Source organism: Halobacillus mangrovi (assembly GCF_002097535.1).
GTDB lineage: Bacteria > Bacillota > Bacilli > Bacillales > Halobacillaceae > Halobacillus > Halobacillus mangrovi_A.
This window is the reverse complement of the sequence record NZ_CP020772.1, coordinates 1020312-1035935: the sequence shown is the minus strand read 5'-3', so window position 1 is coordinate 1035935 and position 15624 is coordinate 1020312. Positions and strand designations below refer to the sequence as shown.

At 40.2% G+C, this 15624-nt stretch carries 12 protein-coding genes; 5 read left to right on the top strand and 7 right to left on the bottom strand.

Annotation, left to right across the window (positions count from 1 at the left end):
* Nucleotides 1–5: 5 nt before the first annotated feature.
* The 6 genes from HM131_RS05065 to HM131_RS05040 all read right to left on the bottom strand — a co-directional run bounded on the left by HM131_RS05065 (nucleotide 6) and on the right by HM131_RS05040 (nucleotide 8509).
* Nucleotides 6–809, bottom strand: coding sequence for an ABC transporter permease (locus HM131_RS05065; protein ID WP_085028583.1), 804 nt, complete (start codon nucleotides 807–809; stop codon nucleotides 6–8).
* Nucleotides 806–2083, bottom strand: a complete 1278-nt coding sequence (locus HM131_RS05060) for a nucleotide sugar dehydrogenase (RefSeq protein ID WP_085028580.1) — start codon at nucleotides 2081–2083, stop codon at nucleotides 806–808. The genes HM131_RS05065 and HM131_RS05060 overlap by 4 nt, the downstream gene beginning before the upstream one ends.
* Before the next feature lie 96 nt (nucleotides 2084–2179).
* Nucleotides 2180–4387, bottom strand: coding sequence for a glycosyltransferase (locus HM131_RS05055; RefSeq protein ID WP_085028578.1), 2208 nt, complete (start codon nucleotides 4385–4387; stop codon nucleotides 2180–2182).
* Between the two features lie 12 nt (nucleotides 4388–4399).
* Complete coding sequence (locus tag HM131_RS05050; protein WP_085028577.1) at nucleotides 4400–5938, bottom strand: methyltransferase domain-containing protein; 1539 nt, start codon at nucleotides 5936–5938, stop codon at nucleotides 4400–4402.
* Nucleotides 5939–5984: 46 nt separating this feature from the next.
* A complete protein-coding gene (locus tag HM131_RS05045; protein ID WP_085028575.1) occupies nucleotides 5985–7274 on the bottom strand; it encodes a glycosyltransferase in 1290 nt (429 codons plus the stop codon).
* Nucleotides 7274–8509, bottom strand: coding sequence for a glycosyltransferase family 4 protein (locus HM131_RS05040; RefSeq protein ID WP_085031807.1), 1236 nt, complete (start codon nucleotides 8507–8509; stop codon nucleotides 7274–7276). Before HM131_RS05040 ends, HM131_RS05045 begins: the two co-directional genes overlap by 1 nt.
* Nucleotides 8510–9126: 617 nt before the next feature.
* Between HM131_RS05040 and HM131_RS05035 the strand changes: the two genes are divergently transcribed.
* From HM131_RS05035 to HM131_RS05015, 5 genes are all read left to right on the top strand, one after another.
* A complete protein-coding gene (locus HM131_RS05035; protein ID WP_085031805.1) occupies nucleotides 9127–10131 on the top strand; it encodes a C40 family peptidase in 1005 nt (334 codons plus the stop codon).
* Nucleotides 10132–10441: 310 nt separating this feature from the next.
* Nucleotides 10442–11275, top strand: coding sequence for a protein-glutamine gamma-glutamyltransferase (locus tag HM131_RS05030; RefSeq protein ID WP_085028573.1), 834 nt, complete (start codon nucleotides 10442–10444; stop codon nucleotides 11273–11275).
* 129 nt (nucleotides 11276–11404) lie between these two features.
* Nucleotides 11405–11599, top strand: a complete 195-nt coding sequence (locus HM131_RS21035; RefSeq protein ID WP_085028571.1) for a YjcZ family sporulation protein — start codon at nucleotides 11405–11407, stop codon at nucleotides 11597–11599.
* A 641-nt stretch (nucleotides 11600–12240) separates the two neighbouring features.
* Nucleotides 12241–12474 (top strand): hypothetical protein, encoded by a 234-nt coding sequence (locus HM131_RS05020; RefSeq protein ID WP_085028569.1) that lies wholly within the window; start codon nucleotides 12241–12243, stop codon nucleotides 12472–12474.
* A gap of 151 nt (nucleotides 12475–12625) precedes the next feature.
* The gene (locus HM131_RS05015; protein ID WP_085028567.1) at nucleotides 12626–13705 is read left to right on the top strand and encodes an N-acetylmuramoyl-L-alanine amidase family protein; all 1080 of its coding nucleotides are present in this window, start codon (nucleotides 12626–12628) and stop codon (nucleotides 13703–13705) included.
* 255 nt (nucleotides 13706–13960) lie between these two features.
* Here the strand turns inward: HM131_RS05015 and HM131_RS05010 are convergent, their stop codons facing one another.
* Complete coding sequence (locus HM131_RS05010) at nucleotides 13961–15607, bottom strand: S8 family peptidase (RefSeq protein WP_085028565.1); 1647 nt, start codon at nucleotides 15605–15607, stop codon at nucleotides 13961–13963.
* Nucleotides 15608–15624 lie beyond the last annotated feature (17 nt).

The window sequence follows — 15624 nt, the reverse complement described above, 5'->3', positions numbered from 1 at the left end:
CCATATTACAAGTAGTCCACAAATTTATCTTTGAAATTCTCATGCAGCATGGAACCGATCACCAGTACAAGAAAGGTGAGGGACCAGAAATAAAGCATATACTGCCAGTCTTCAAAGAACCACCCTTGTGCTAAGAACGTATCCCTAAATCCCGATACAATATAAGCTAAAGGATTCAGCTTAATGATACTTTGAACCGTTTCAGGAAAGCTCTTTATACTCCAGAAAATCGGGGTCAAGAAAAACAACATACGAACAACAGACTGAAGCATTAACTGGTAATCCCTAATGATTGCAGAGATCGTGCTCGATAACAAAGTAAAGGCAAATAAAAATATAAATAAGCTCGCAATATAGTAAGGTAGCTGCAGGATATAAATCCCCGGATTGATCTCATAGAAAAAGAGAACGACTCCTAAGATTCCCAGCATCAAAAAGAAATTAAACATGTTTCCAAGGATCGTAATCGATGGAAGGACACTGACAGGGAATTTCATTTTCGATACGAGGTTTACTTTGCTGTATACACTATTCGATCCCTGAATAATCGTGGGAGCTATAAAGAACCACGGGACTAACCCTAATAACAAAAACACGATAAAAGGGGTATCTCCGACAGTCCCGACTTGCCTTAAGCCAACGCCAAAGACGAACCAATAGACGCACACTTGAATTAAAGGATTGATAAACTGCCAGAGAATGCCTAAATAGTGCATTTGATAGCTCCCTTTAATATCGTAGATCGCGAGTCTCAATATTAAAGGGAGATGTAGAAATTGTTCTTTAAAAATTTTAAAGACCGACGTCATACCAATACATGTTCTTTCTTCGTATATTTATGGAGATTGCCAAAATTAATATACTGCACCTCATCTGTGGCATTGGAGACGACATTTTTCGTATCGAACACTTGCACGTTGTTCATAGAGTTTAATTGGTTCCAGTCCAGCTCTTTGAATTCGTTATGATCCGTTAAGATAAGGACTAAATCAGAGCCTTTTACGGCAGTCTCTAAATCTGCTTCCACCATATCTGCAGTGACATGCGGGTCATAGGCACGTACTTCAAAGTTACTTTGTTCTTTAAGCATTTCGTAAATTTCCATAGCAGGGCTTTCACGGATATCATCAACGTTTCCTTTGTAAGCAAGACCAAATACCGTCACTGTTTTACCGTCTACATTTTTCATCAGCTTGTGTACGTTACCGACCACATATTCCGGCATGGACACATTGACAGAGCGGGCCAGGTTAATCAACTGGGCCGTTTCTGGTGCTTTGGACACAATAAAGTACGGATCGACTGCAAGACAGTGGCCGCCTACTCCAGGTCCAGGTGTGTGAAGGTTGACACGCGGGTGCTTGTTCGCCATTTCAACAACATCTAGAGCGTTAATATCCAGTTCATTACACACTTTTGTCAGTTCATTTGCTAAGGCAATATTCACATCTCGATAGGTGTTTTCCATAAGTTTCGACATTTCAGCAGTTTTTGCATTTGTCTTGATGATTTCGCCTTCTACGAACGTCTCGTACACTTTTGCTCCTGCTTCTGTACATGCTGGCGTTACTCCGCCTACGATACGGTTGTTATAAATCAATTCATGCATAATTTGTCCAGGAAGAACACGCTCTGGACAGTGGACAAGGTACACGTCCTCTCCAATCACAAAGCCTGCTTCTTCAATCAACGGCTTCACATGATCATCCATGGTTCTTGGGGCAATCGTAGATTCAACAATAAGCACATTTCCTTTTTCCAGATAAGGAATCGTATTTTTAACTGCATCCTTTACATAAGTCAAATCGCATGATTTATGTTCATCATCCATGTTCGGAGTTGGAACGGCTACGATAAAGGCATCGGATTTTTCTGGTTGAGTGGATGCCTTGAAGTTCCCTTTTTCTACAACCTCGGTCAAAGCTTCTTGCAAGCCAGGCTCTTCGATATGAATTTGACCTTCGTTCAAGGATTGAATGACGGATGGGTTCACATCCACGCCTACGACCTCTACTCCATATTTGGCAAACATTACAGATGTGGGAAGACCAATATATCCCAATCCAATTGTACTGATTTTCATGTCAATTTCCTCCTGTAATTAAGCAACTCGTGATGTAATGTTCAATTCAAAACGTGCTGATTTTAAAAAACGTAATACATCAGAGAACCTCATATATTATACGGTTACGAGTAAATCTTTCTTTTCATTTACAGCTTTTTCAAAAACTCCAGTTGCTTGCTCGATATTTCCTAACTCAGACTTATAACTTAATCGATAGCTGCTAAGGATACTGCCTTCTTCATAGATACCCCATATTTTACTTCCGCTTCCGATATAATCACTCAGTTTGGAAGGCAGATACGGGTTTAACGGTTTACTATCTTTCGTTTTTGCATCATTCACAACAAGGCAGTCAAACTTCGTTGTAAGATTCAGGAATTCTGTATAGCTTACATAAGGGTTAACCTCAACATGATCTTCTATTTCGCTACCCTTCAGATCTTCTCTCAGCGGAGTTGGATCGCCCGTAAAGATGTGCAGCTTCACATGGTCTCTTACCGTTTGACTTACATTTTCAAGACCGACGAATAGATCATCCAGGTTTCTAGTACTGTAGAAGTTCCCGAAATAAGCGAAATTCACATAGTCTTCATCCACTTGATAGGCCGCTTCCTTTAACTCGTAATAACTATGATCGACTTGTGGATGTGCCGACACGACCGCCTTTTCCATGACGATCTTTTTCACCTGTTGGATAGGGAAACTATCAATCATGTATTTTAACTGGTTTTCGTTAGTAAACACAAGTTCATCTGCAAAAAGGTACGGCAAGTATTCACACCAGAGAAACAGATTGCTGTCCTTAACAGATGGCAGGTTAAAGCGCTTCTTAATCAATTTGTTTGCCTGTTTAAGGAAAGTTTCATCTTCGATTTTTGCCTCTCTTACTTTACCATGAATATCAAGCAGTAAAGGATCCGAAAACTCAGCGACCCATTTTACTTCTGGGTTTTCTATTTTGTATTTGTAAGCCAGAATATGAGAACCTGGCCACATCGCCCGACTGTAAACCTCGTCATATTTCTTTTCTGCATTGATCTTCTTAGAAGCTAGATCACTAAAATGATCAATCGCTTTCCAATTTGAGAAACTCGGATAAGAAGGAATCTCAATTCGTTCCTCAATTAAATCATTGACTAAGTGGCTGACATTGTCATCTCTTTTCCTGACCTTATCCATTTTGTTATAAACAACATCGACCACTTCGTCCATGTTCCGAATCCGCTTCGCCATCACATTTGCCGCGGTATCAACGTACGGAGGGAAGCAATAAGAGATAACTAGTTTATTAGCCAGCCCGCGGTTGATGATTGGGTACGGGATATAGGACAACTCACGTTTTTTAATTTCCTCCATGACTTGCTCTCTCTCGTCCCTATTCTCTTTCAAATACCGGTTCAAAAACGCGGACTGAGCATGGATTTTCTGTCTAATAAACGTGATCTTCGCTTTATCCTCCGTTTTCCCGAGCATACGGTCTAAGCATGCGATAACATCCAAACGCTGTTTAATGAAAAAGTCAAACGTCATGCCTTGCCTTGAAACAGAGTTATCACGCAGGACACGGAAGTAAATAACTTCATCTTCGATAGGAGCTACTTTGAAGTCCAAATCATTCTCCACAAATAAGTCCATGAAGTAAACGATGTCTTCCCCGCTTTTAAGGGTGTGATCATATTTAACTTTTTTCACCGCATGTGTAGGAACAAGTTTACACGCATTAATTGTAGCCACCATGCTTAACGAAGGAAAGTCATTCTTATTTTGTTCGGCTGCTTTTTTAATCTGCTTATTAATCGGGTTTTCCGCATCAATCTTCCCTTGAGCATCGACGTTTACAATCTGGGAATAGACGATATTCTCTGGTGTTGCGTAACTTAACATCTTCTCTAAATAGTTATCAGAAAGATAATCATCATCGTCCAAGAAGAGGCTATACTTTCTATTCGCCCGGTTAATTCCAATATTTCTGGCAGAAGAAGCACTAGCAATCGATGAATAAGTCATCGAAATGTTATTCATATTGTTCCGTTTCATGAATTTTTGGATGAGATATTCTGTCGAGTCTTTCTCTCCATTCATTATGATAATGACTTCAAACAATTCCTTTGCTAAGGTCTGTCGGTGAAGGGAGTTTAAACACTTCTCAATGACTTCTTCCCCTTGATAGGTGGGGATGATCACACTGACACCATCCTTGAAGTTAGAAACAGGTGGCTGATGAGTCTTTGTTGGCAAAGAAATAGCTTGCTCGGTATCAAGTTCTTTCTTCTGTTTTCTGACTTGTTGCAATCTGTTTAAGATCTCAGTTCTGTTCATCATAGTATGACTCCTTTAGGCCTTTCTTCTGTTTCTGAACTTCCAGTACTTTAAGGTCAGCTTTCCTAATTTTGAATTCTTAAGAGCAAGATATTTCCGCTCAACATTGGCAAGCTTTCTCTCTGCACTTTCCACTCTGTGTTCATTTGCCGTCCGTTCATCTATTTCTTTTATCAGCTGCTGAAGAGCCGATTCTTCATTATCCAAACTGTTGCTTAGATCTGATTTCAGACGTTGGATCTGCTTCAATAAAGGATCAATATTAACTGCTTCTTCTCGATCATCGGTTTCCGTTTCAGTGGACGTTTGCGTAATTTCTTCTAGCAGTTCATCCTTGAGTGCTTCTATTTGATGGTCTCTTGTATCTAGAGAAACCTTTAGTTCTTCGATATGATCGTCTCTCGAGGAAAGAGATTCTTTAAGCTCTTCGATCTGATCATTTTTTAACGCGATAGATTCTTCAAGCTTTGCTATTCGTTGATCTTTCGATATATGAGAAACTTGGTGTTTTTCTTCTTTAAATTGATAAACTTTCAATTGATGCTTAAGTTCAGCAATTTCTTTATCTTTCTGACTGCTTTCTTTTTCTAGTTTGCGAGATTCAGCTATAAAATGGCTTTCTACTTTTTTGTTAGCAGATTCTATCGTTTTATCCAGGTCCTGAAGCTGACTAAGAAGATCATTGTTGGATTTCTGTTGCTCTCGGATAAATTTGTCTTTCTTCTTCAGTTCTCCAGCGAAATCCATGAGCCGTTCATTTAACGTTTCAATTTCTTTATTTTTCTGCTCAAGCTCTCGTGATCTATTCTCGTCCTTTTCTTTTCTCTGATTCTCCAACCTCTTTATATAATCATTCTTCGTTTTCAAGGTCGCTTGGAGGTCTTCAACCTTATTTAATAATTGACGCTGGACCTCATAGAAAGAGCTTTCCAGTTTTTTAACATTTTGTACAGAGTAAGCTTTATCCCCTCTCCGTTTAGAGGTGGATTTCTTTGTACAAACTACCCCTGTCCAACCTCCGAGGAATTCGAAATTCTCTACAGTAAAGTACTCGGAGAGGTGTTCATCTAAATTCGTCAGGAAATACGTTCGCTTGTGATCAAAGTAATCGTTGATGCCGAAAGGGACCGTTACCACTAGACGACCTTCTGGTGCCAAGTGATCATGAACCTTCTTTAAAAAGCCTTCCGGGTCAGAAATATGCTCTAGCACTTCTGTCATCAGCACCGTTTCGTACTGCCCCTCTAACTCCGTTTCTGTCATGAAATTAGAGACTCTGAAATTAATGTTTTCCTGTACAGAGGTGTGCTCGTTTTTCAGTTGTTCTTTTGCATAGTCGATCGATTCCTTGATGATATCCAGCGCATCAATCGTTTTTCCTTCCCGGCCGAGGATTATGGGAATGATTCCTTGTGAACAACCAATATCCAGAACCTTCGTTCCCTTCACCTGGTTGACAATCCAGTTCACTCGGCTTCGGGTCTTCCTTCTAAAATCTTCTCCCATATTCCCTTCATAAGCTTCCGTCACTCGGTCTAGTGGTGTCTTTATCATTCTATAACTCCTTCTCACTCCGTCAGTGTTATGAATTTAATAGTTTTCAGCCTACACTATGATAGATCTTTGTGAACGTACCTTTTTCAACATCCCAGTTATAGTTTGTTCTAGCTTCAAACGCATTTTTGCTGAGCTCGTGTCGTTTTTCAGGATTCATAACAAGATCGTTAACTGCTCTGGCAATGTCCTCATAATCATGAGAATCTACACTAATCCCCATTTTCTCACCTTCAACGACTCGTTTGATTTCCGGAAAGCTACAGGCAACAACCGGGACACCGCTCATCATATATTCAAAAAGCTTGTTTGACGAAGCTGAATAGTGATTAAAACAAACGTTATTCAAAACTTGAAACCCGAGGTAAGCATTTCTCGTATACTTTGGCAAATCCTCAAGCGGAACTTTAGGAAGGAATTTCACCTTATGGCCTAAATCCATTTCTTTAACCATGTTTTCAAGTTCATGCTTAATCTTTCCATCACCGATAAAGACGAGCGTTCCTTCTTTAAAAAGCGGAGCAGCCTTTACCAGTTTCTCTAATCCTCTGCCTGTCTGAATACCTCCCTGGTAGAGTAAAATTTTTTCGTCTTCAGGCAGTCCTAATAACTTTCGTAGATCAATAGTCTCTTCTGTAGGTTTATCTTCCTGTTTAAAAGGGTAATTATGGACGACATGGGGATAAAACCCATACAAGTCTTCGTTGTATTGAGCACGTGTATGGTTCTCGACAATCATCATATCGATTTTCTTAATAAGAAAAGCTTCTAATTTCGCATGGTATCCACTTTCATAACCCGTACGACTCGTTTGCACTTCGTGAGAATCATAGACTAATGATTTCTTGTTCAGTCTAAGTTTTGAGCATATGTAGCCCTGGGGTAATGTGTTGAGGTCATTCGAATGATAGAATTGATAATTCTTTTGGAATCCTCTTACTATCATTCGAACAATGATTTCTCCCCTGATCCATAAAACTCGGACTTTCGTTTTCAATAAACCAAAAGAAACTAGTGATAGCGCGCCAACCAAAATAGGATTTAAATAAAGACAAGCTAACCATAATAAGAAGACAAGCGCACCTAGTCCTTTGTTTCTCATGAGGAGTCTGTAGACTTTCTGCATAAACTGCAGCAGCGGCGGATATCTCCGCACACGAAAAACCCTGAAGTTCTCATTCCTTTCCTCATACATGGGAAGGTCCTTTTCTTTAGGGTCGTGAATACAAATTAAATCTACTTTATAATTCTGCTCCGACAGTGCCGTGCATTCACGCAGTACTCTCGCATCATTCGTGAAGTGATTCCATACAAACATACAAACATTTTTGTTCATTAGAGTTCAACCTTACGTAATTTATTTGGTACTTTCTCTTTACGTGCTTCCATCAAGCTTAATAGAGACTGAATGTTGTTCTCCCAAAGGAAATGTTCTCTTACATATTTCGTCCCGTTCTTACTCATCCTTTTCTGAAGTAACGCATCGTTTTTCAATCGGTCTACGTAGACAATGAGATCATCAGCATCTTTTGTTTCTGATACGAAGCCAGCATCTTCATCTTCAATGACCTGTTTGGAGAAACCGGCAACAGAGCCGACAATTGGAACTCCGCATGTCATGTAATCGATGATCTTGCCTGGCAAAACGGTTTTAAAGACATCCTTATCGACTAGTGTAACGATGCCAACCTGATGCTCAGAGATCAATTTGAAGCATTCATTTCTCGTCCGCGGATGAACAAAATTCACATTATCAAGCCCGCGTCCTTCCATTTCATCCTTCAAATTGTGGCTGTAGTAGCCATATCCCATAATCGTTAACTTCACATTTCTTTCTTTCATTCTTTCTGCCAAATGCAGGAGCATTTCATTGTCTTGCGCAAGTCCTAAATTCCCTGCATAAATCGCTTTGAACGATTCAGAATCAGACTTCGATTGAGAGATTTCATGTTCTCTTGCTGCATTAGGTACATAAGTCATTTTTTCCTGTACATTTTCTTCTTGGTCAGTAATGTGATCAATAAAGCCTTTACTATTAACGATGATTTCATTTGCTTTACGATAAAGAACCTTTTCAATCTTGTGGAAGAAATTGATGATGAACGGATAATTAAATACACCGACGCCCTTCAGAGAGTCTGGCCATAAATCGCGGATATCAAGGATGAGCTTCGCGCCAAACTTATATTTGGCCAGCAAGCCGACAACGGCAATGAAGATCGGAGGAGATGTCGTAAATACATAATCGTATTTCTTTTTGCTTCTGAAAATATTGCCGACCATTTTCGAAGCCATTTCTAAGTAGTAGTAAAGTCGGTTGGAAAAGCTTCTGGAATATTTCCGATTACGGATTTTTATTCTCGTCACATCCGATGTTTCATTCAATTCCTCATGATCCCAGAAGGACTCATCTTCATAGAATTTTCGATTCGGGTATGTTGGATCTGTCGTCAATACGTCCACATCGTATCCACTTTCTTTTAAAAGAAGATAGATATTTTTTATGCGGTTCCCTGCGCTGCCGATTTCCGGGTAAAAGTTCTGAGAGACAATTAAAATTTTCTTAGTCATATGACCTCTTTCCATAAACATACTCCATTGTTCTCAACCACCTTATGTACGTTTATTGATAAAAAGATACAATCAGACAAATCTTCTTCACAAAAAACAGGACGTTGTTACCCATTCTAGTTCAATAGATTCAAGTGTCTGACCGCTCAAATAAAAGCCCCATCTGTTAGAGCTAATCCTCTCAGGTGGGGCTTTTTCTACTGTTTTATATCGGAGTCTTACGAGGAATCTGAAATCTTTTGTTCACCATTTTGTAACAAAAGCTATTATAGCAGTAATCTATTGATTATTGAAGAAAATATAAAAGAAAAATAGGAGATACTAGATTTTTTTGTCGGCATTTATCGAAAATATACGATTATAATCGTTCTTTTTTGACCGTCTTTTAAAAATTTTGACTTATCCATGTAAGAAAATTCATTAAAAATGAAAGAAATTTAATAGTTTCAATGGGTCTAAACCAGCGCTATTACCCGTTTCTCTCCAGAAGTAAACCCTATGAAACTTAATTGTTACATAAATGTAAACTCGTGACGAAATATGTTGTGATAAGCTTGAAAAGGATTACGAGGAAGAAATAGGTATTACACAAAATTTACAGGGGGAGTATTACTTTGATGAAGAGAGTTACATCGGTATTGGTCGCATTTGCCACGGTTTTTCTACTATTTGCACCTACATCTTTTGCAGGTCAGAGGATCGGGGACCAAGTAGTAGATATTGCGTTTGACTACTCCGGTTCACCATATGTTTATGGGGGAGAAAGCCCATCCGGATTTGATTGCTCTGGTTTTACGCAGTATGTATTTGGAAAAGTCGGAATTGATTTGAATCGTTCTTCCAGCGGACAGTGGAGCAACGGTCACCGTGTTAGCCGTTCGGAATTACAAAAAGGAGACCTATTGTTCTTTAACTATTATGATGGCGGAGCCATTGGTCATGTAGGTATATACATAGGTAACAACAAAATGATTTCTGCTGAGAACCCTCGCGATGACATCACGGTTGCATCTGTTGCGCCTGACCGTTACTGGGGCGAGCGCATGGTCGGTGCACGCCGCGTCATTGAAGAGGTAGCAGCTGAGTCAACAGATCCAGAACCGCTTCCAACTGGTGAATACCACGACGTTGCAAGCAGTCACTGGGCAGCAGATGAGATCGAATATATGAGTAAGCAAGGCATCATCAACGGGTACGACGGAGACTACTTCAAGCCTGATAACAAAGTATCTCGTGGTGAAGTTGCAAAAATGTTGAGTGTTTCACTAGATTTGGGTACGTCTACAAGCGATCAATTCTCTGATACAGATGGTCACTGGTCAGAGAAGTACATTAACGCTGCAGCTAAAGCAGGGTACATCAACGGGTACGAAGACGGCACATACAAGCCTGAACAAGACATTACTCGTCAGGAAATTGCTGCTCTATTTGATAAAGCCTTCGGTCTAAGCGGATCAGGTTCTGACTTCGATGATGTTTCCAGCGAGCACTGGGCTTACGATTCTATTCAAGCTCTAGCGGCCAGCGGAATCACAACTGGTTATGAAGATGGTACATTCAAGCCATGGGCTGAAACAAAACGTAGTGAATTTGCTGTATTCCTATACAGAGCGCTATATTAATGAAGGAAAAAATCCTCTCACTAGATTGTGAGAGGATTTTTTTGACCTTTTTTATAGAAGACTTATTTTTTCACCTTTTTAAACCCGCCAATGGCAATAAAAATTACAAAGAACAACGCAATCCAGGAACCTACACCCACTTGTGATCCCCTCCTCCATGCTTGTTACCTTTCTATACGAATGAATAGCCAGCACGTTTCATTAGTGAGTCAAGCCATGCTTAAGGATGAACCCCCCGCTTTTAAAAAACATTTTTATCCTCCCGGTCGAATACGATAGGTACAAAGTAAACCTTGAAAAGAGGAATCATATGATACAAGTATCAGGGAGACCTTTTCCATTACCCGCATCGTGGGACCTTAATGAAACAGAAAAAATGATTTTTCAAAGTCTTCAAGACGCTCCTGGTCTTTATTCGTATCCTTCCGGTCGGGGGCTTTATTTTGAAATCAAATTCCGAAAGAACATCATTGATAGTGCAAGAGAAATGAAAGCCAGCGAAGCCATTTTTTCTTCTTTTTTGCGATCTAGGTGCAATGATCAATACTGGGAAAAGACAAATGCTGGCGGATTTCTATTGAAAGCCAATGTGAATCCCGCTGATGCGATTCTGGATATCTACCAAAACGGTGCCCTCTATGCCTTTGAATGTGCCACAGCATGCGTAATTGTCCTTTACCATGCCACGATTAAAAGTATGGGAAAGACTTTTTTTAATACTTATTTTCAAAATCTTTACTTATACAGCTGGCATACTGATGATGACCTTAAAATTCACACGTTCTATGGGGATCACTTTTTACCTGGTGACATTATCTACTTCAATAATCCAGACTTCAGCCCCACCACACCATGGTTCAGAGGTGTCAATGCAGTCGTTTTGGGGAATGATCAGTTTTTCGGGCATGGCTTCGTCATTAAGAATGCGGATGAAATGATTGAAACATTGAATAGGAAGCGAAAACCTGACAGTGATAAATCGGCTTATTTAACGAATTTAGTAACGCGACCTGTGTTCAGTCAATTAGGAAACTCTTCTACTCTCCAATCCGGACGCTACACTCAACCGGTGATTCACCACAATAAGAATTCTCTATGCCGGGCTCATTACCTTATCTATTTAAGACAGTACTTAAACCAGTAACAGAGAGAGGTGCGGAGTTCAGGCTGGTACCCATGACACCAACCCATTTTTCATGTTGACGGGCTCATCTTTGAGAGTAGGCGAGTACTATATAGGGATGAATACACAATTACGAAAGGATGACATCACATGTATGCTAACTTAAATGCTATGCCTAATATGAATGCACCAGCTAATGTTGCTCCTAATGTAGCTCCTATGGCTCACTACCCTATGATGCCTAGTTATTGTGCTCCGGCTCGTGGATACGATACGTTCATTTTAATCGTCGTGCTGTTTATTTTGCTGATCATCATCGGTGCGTGCGCTTTTCCTAAGTGCTAGAATAGAATAATGTAAAGAGTCCTGTACCATTCTTACGTACAGGACTCTTTTCTGTATTTTATTTTATTCGATTAGTCATTTATTAAGGATAGACATAAAACCCCAATAGCCTTCATTCCTCTCTGCTTTATGAAGCGTTGAGACCTGGAATTACATATCTTGATGAGTGATGTTATGTACCTCATAGGCTGATATTTCCTCATTATGAAATGACCCCAGTTTCTTTGATTGTCACATTAATAGTTATCTCTACATTTACTTTTTCAAAAATATTTCCACTGCTGAAGGTTTGGGTAATAGCTAAAACTAGTCCTTTTTTTGGTAACGGTTCTTATTGACTCCCCCCTTCAGCTGAAAATAAAAGATTGCTGATATAAATAAGTTAATAATAACTTAACTAAACACATCTATCCTAACCAAGGATTGGCTGTGATAAAGTCATTTATAGTTACCTGGAATTTATAGCCTAGTAATCAGTTAATAATTGGCAATATTAGTCTAATAGGGGAAGTTGGTTCCGGTGTTTTACTCCTATTTACACCAATTGGATACTGTCATATGATAAAGGATATATTGTCGAATAATGGATATTTCGCTACTTAATTCCAAATAACTCACCTAACATAAGGAGAGGGAAATCCATGAAGAAATGCTTAACCGATGAACACTTGGAACAATTGGGAAAAGTTTTTGTTTACTATACTTATGGAATTTCTTCTGAGACTATTTTGGAAGATGAGGTTCCTGCTCCTGCTGTTCCGTTTTATTTCTATGTGAGGCTATGGTTAAACGATCATGACCCAATAGCCCTCCTGAGTACTTTACATCAGTACTATGAAAGTGAGGGACCTTCTCCACCTAAATATCCTCTCTGATTATCACACCCCCTCCTCAAAGATTGAGGGCTTATATCAGGAGCAAAATATACCAAGACAATCACCTTAAAACAAAGCAGACGACCAAATAACGGTTTTAGTACCGATTTTATAGATCTTACAGCTGCAACTATCCAATGAGGAGGTCTTTATGTTTTTTAAAATTTCTCGAGTCACAAGCCGTCGGTTTATTCAATTATCGATTCCATTTATATTCATGTTCATCTTTTTATCCACATCAACTATTGTAGCTGCCCATGAGAAGGAAAGCTATCGCGTAGGCGTGAATTCCCTAAATGTAAGGAGTGAGCCCAATCTTCAATCATCCATCATCGGCTCCCTTTCGGAACAAATGGTCGTAAAAGTAGACAAAGTAAGGAATGGATGGGCCCATGTTAATTATTCAGGAGTGAATGGCTGGGTAGCTTCCCAATATCTTTCTAAGACCAATGATTTCTCTACTTCTGCAAAAGAAGCTTTTGTGAATGTTGAGAGTGCGTTTATTCGTTCCGGGCCAAGTATAGACCACGTAATTATTGGAAGTAGTTTTTCCGGTGACTCTTTAGAGAAGATCGCCACAGAAGGCAAGTGGTTAAAAGTTCGACTAAATTCAGGAAAAGTGGGATGGATTGCCGGTTGGTTAGTAAATAACTCATCTACGAATACATCCGCTCCCCCTTCTTCTGACTCCCCGTTAAAAGGGGTTAACGTTGTGCTGGACGCGGGCCATGGGGGTTATGATCCAGGTGCTGTTGGAATGAACGGCTTATTAGAAAAGCATCCCACCCTTAAGACCACAAACCGTATCGCTCAAAGGCTCCGTAAGGCTGGGGCTACGGTTATCATGACACGTGAAACGGATCGATACCTTTCTTTACAGGATCGCGTTCAAATTACTCGTTCTTACTACACCGATGCCTTTATCAGTGTTCATTATAATTCTTCGAGTACACCTTATGCAGAAGGCATTAGTACATATTACTATCATGATGCTGGCAAGGCCCTCGCTACTAGTATTCAACAACATCTATCCCAAAACGTTTCTCTTCAAAATGATGGGATTCAATTTGGGAACTATCATGTACTAAGGGAAAACATAGAGAATTCTGTACTACTAGAATTAGGTTTCCTTTCAACCTCTTCAGACTTAGCTGCCATACAAAGCGAAGGTTATGCAAATAGGGTAGCCAAAGCTATTTCAGCAGGTTTAATCAATCAGTATTCGAATTAAAGTCGAGCTGAGAAAATAAATGAAGGACTTCGTTTTTTATCGAAGTCCCTTTTTATTTCTCTATCCATTTACACATCTCGTTGCTACTCCAATCATACTCTATGTAAATAGGTCTGATCCATCAGTTTTATTTTTAACTCAAAAGCTTTTGATGACCAACCTTATTTCAATATAGAACCAACTTTAGCGGGTCCTTATTATACCTTCTCTTAACATTACAAAGCCCCGGAGATTCTTTTCTCCGGGGCTTTCTTTTTATGATCTTAACTCTGGATTAATTGTTTTTGATAGAATCGTAGCAAATTCAGCACGCGTGATCGGTTGCTCTGGTCTGAATTCCGTACCATTGTAACCGTTAATGATTCCTTGCTTCGCCAATGAATGGATCGCTTCTGAGTAATAACGATCCGGATTTACATCTGCAAAGAAGTGCTCATTTGATGTTGGAATATCAAACGCACGATAGATGATTAACGCGACATCTCCGCGGCGAATGGATTCATCCGGGCGGAAGGTACCGTCTCTAAAGCCTTCAATAATTCCTTTGTCTGTAGCTGAATCAATGAAACCTGAACCATAATGGTACTGGTTCACGTCAGAATAGTCCGTGCTGCGTTTCGTACCATCTAAATCAAGCGAACGGCCGATAAGCGTAACCACTTCTTGTCTTGTAATCTTATTTTGTGGACGGAAGGTATAATCCGGATACCCTTGGATCCACCCTTTACGAGTTAAATCATTCACGTAATTTAAGAACCAGTCTTCGTCCTCTACGTCTGTAAAGTAACTTGCTGGCGACTGTACAAGGCCGTCACCATAAACATCGTCTCTGCCTGGTCTCCCTAAGTCTTCTGCATTGTTCATCAGAACATCCTCTAGTTCTTCAAACGAAAGGTCCGGATAGATTTGTTTATATAAGGCCAGCGCCCCTGCCACATAAGGAGAAGCCATTGATGTTCCGCTTAAGTACGCATATTCGCTATCGTTCTTTTCTATATAAGTACTGTAAATCTGGGAACCTGGAGCGACAAAGTCCAGGGATTTCCCTTGATACGAGAATTTAGCTTTCTTTAAATCCTCGGTTACGGCCCCTACACTGATGACGTTATCATAACGGCCAGGATACATGACATCCTCCGTGAGCTGGCCATCTCCTGTTTTATCATTTCCGGATGCAGCTACAACGAAAATTCCTTTATCATGGGCCCGATCAATCATTTTTTTCAATGCTGTGGAGGAATAAGGCGATGTTAGGCTCAAGTTAATAATATCGACATCTTTTTCAATCGCCCACTGGATTCCTGCGATGACGTCAGCTTCATTCCCTATACCATCACTGTCCAACGACTTAACAGCGTAAAGCTTAGCTGCTGGTGCAACGCCAAGCGTTCCGTAGGAGTTGTTTTGCGCATTAATCACTCCTGCGACATGGGTGCCATGGCCGTTATCATCTTCATAGGAGGAGCCGTCTCCTACAAAATTCGCACCGCCTGCCACGTCAAGGTCTGGATGATCACGGTTAATGCCAGTGTCAATGACAGCGACCTTTGTGCCATCTCCATTGATTTGCAGGTCTCTTGATGCATTCGTATTCGTCGCATCAAATCCCCAGTTTCTGACCTGTCTGGTTGCTTTTACTCTTCGATCTTTTTCTACCCATTTGACCTTCGGATTCACTCTAAGCTCTTCAAGCACATCTTTCTCTACTGAAACAGATATCGCATCGATTGGTTCATAGGTATGGATGAGTTGGTGTGATAGATCTTCCAAAATCGTGGTGTCGATCTCATTCTCAAAGCCGATGATCACCCGCTCCGACGTTTCATCCGCGCTTGCGACCTGCGGGGAAGCGATCAGTCCTAAGAGAACAATGAGTAACAGATGTCCGATGTACTTTTTCAAATGACTTCATCTCCTAT

Bases quoted from the DNA above. Each gene is read 5' to 3' on its own strand.
- HM131_RS05065 (WP_085028583.1), bottom strand. From the start codon at position 809: ATGACGTCGGTCTTTAAAATTTTTAAAGAACAATTTCTACATCTCCCT.
- HM131_RS05060 (WP_085028580.1), bottom strand. From the start codon at position 2,083: ATGAAAATCAGTACAATTGGATTGGGATATATTGGTCTTCCCACATCT.
- HM131_RS05055 (WP_085028578.1), bottom strand. From the start codon at position 4,387: ATGATGAACAGAACTGAGATCTTAAACAGATTGCAACAAGTCAGAAAA.
- HM131_RS05050 (WP_085028577.1), bottom strand. From the start codon at position 5,938: ATGATAAAGACACCACTAGACCGAGTGACGGAAGCTTATGAAGGGAAT.
- HM131_RS05045 (WP_085028575.1), bottom strand. From the start codon at position 7,274: ATGAACAAAAATGTTTGTATGTTTGTATGGAATCACTTCACGAATGAT.
- HM131_RS05040 (WP_085031807.1), bottom strand. From the start codon at position 8,509: ATGACTAAGAAAATTTTAATTGTCTCTCAGAACTTTTACCCGGAAATC.
- HM131_RS05035 (WP_085031805.1), top strand. From the start codon at position 9,127: ATGAAGAGAGTTACATCGGTATTGGTCGCATTTGCCACGGTTTTTCTA.
- HM131_RS05030 (WP_085028573.1), top strand. From the start codon at position 10,442: ATGATACAAGTATCAGGGAGACCTTTTCCATTACCCGCATCGTGGGAC.
- HM131_RS21035 (WP_085028571.1), top strand. From the start codon at position 11,405: ATGTATGCTAACTTAAATGCTATGCCTAATATGAATGCACCAGCTAAT.
- HM131_RS05020 (WP_085028569.1), top strand. From the start codon at position 12,241: ATGAAGAAATGCTTAACCGATGAACACTTGGAACAATTGGGAAAAGTT.
- HM131_RS05015 (WP_085028567.1), top strand. From the start codon at position 12,626: ATGTTTTTTAAAATTTCTCGAGTCACAAGCCGTCGGTTTATTCAATTA.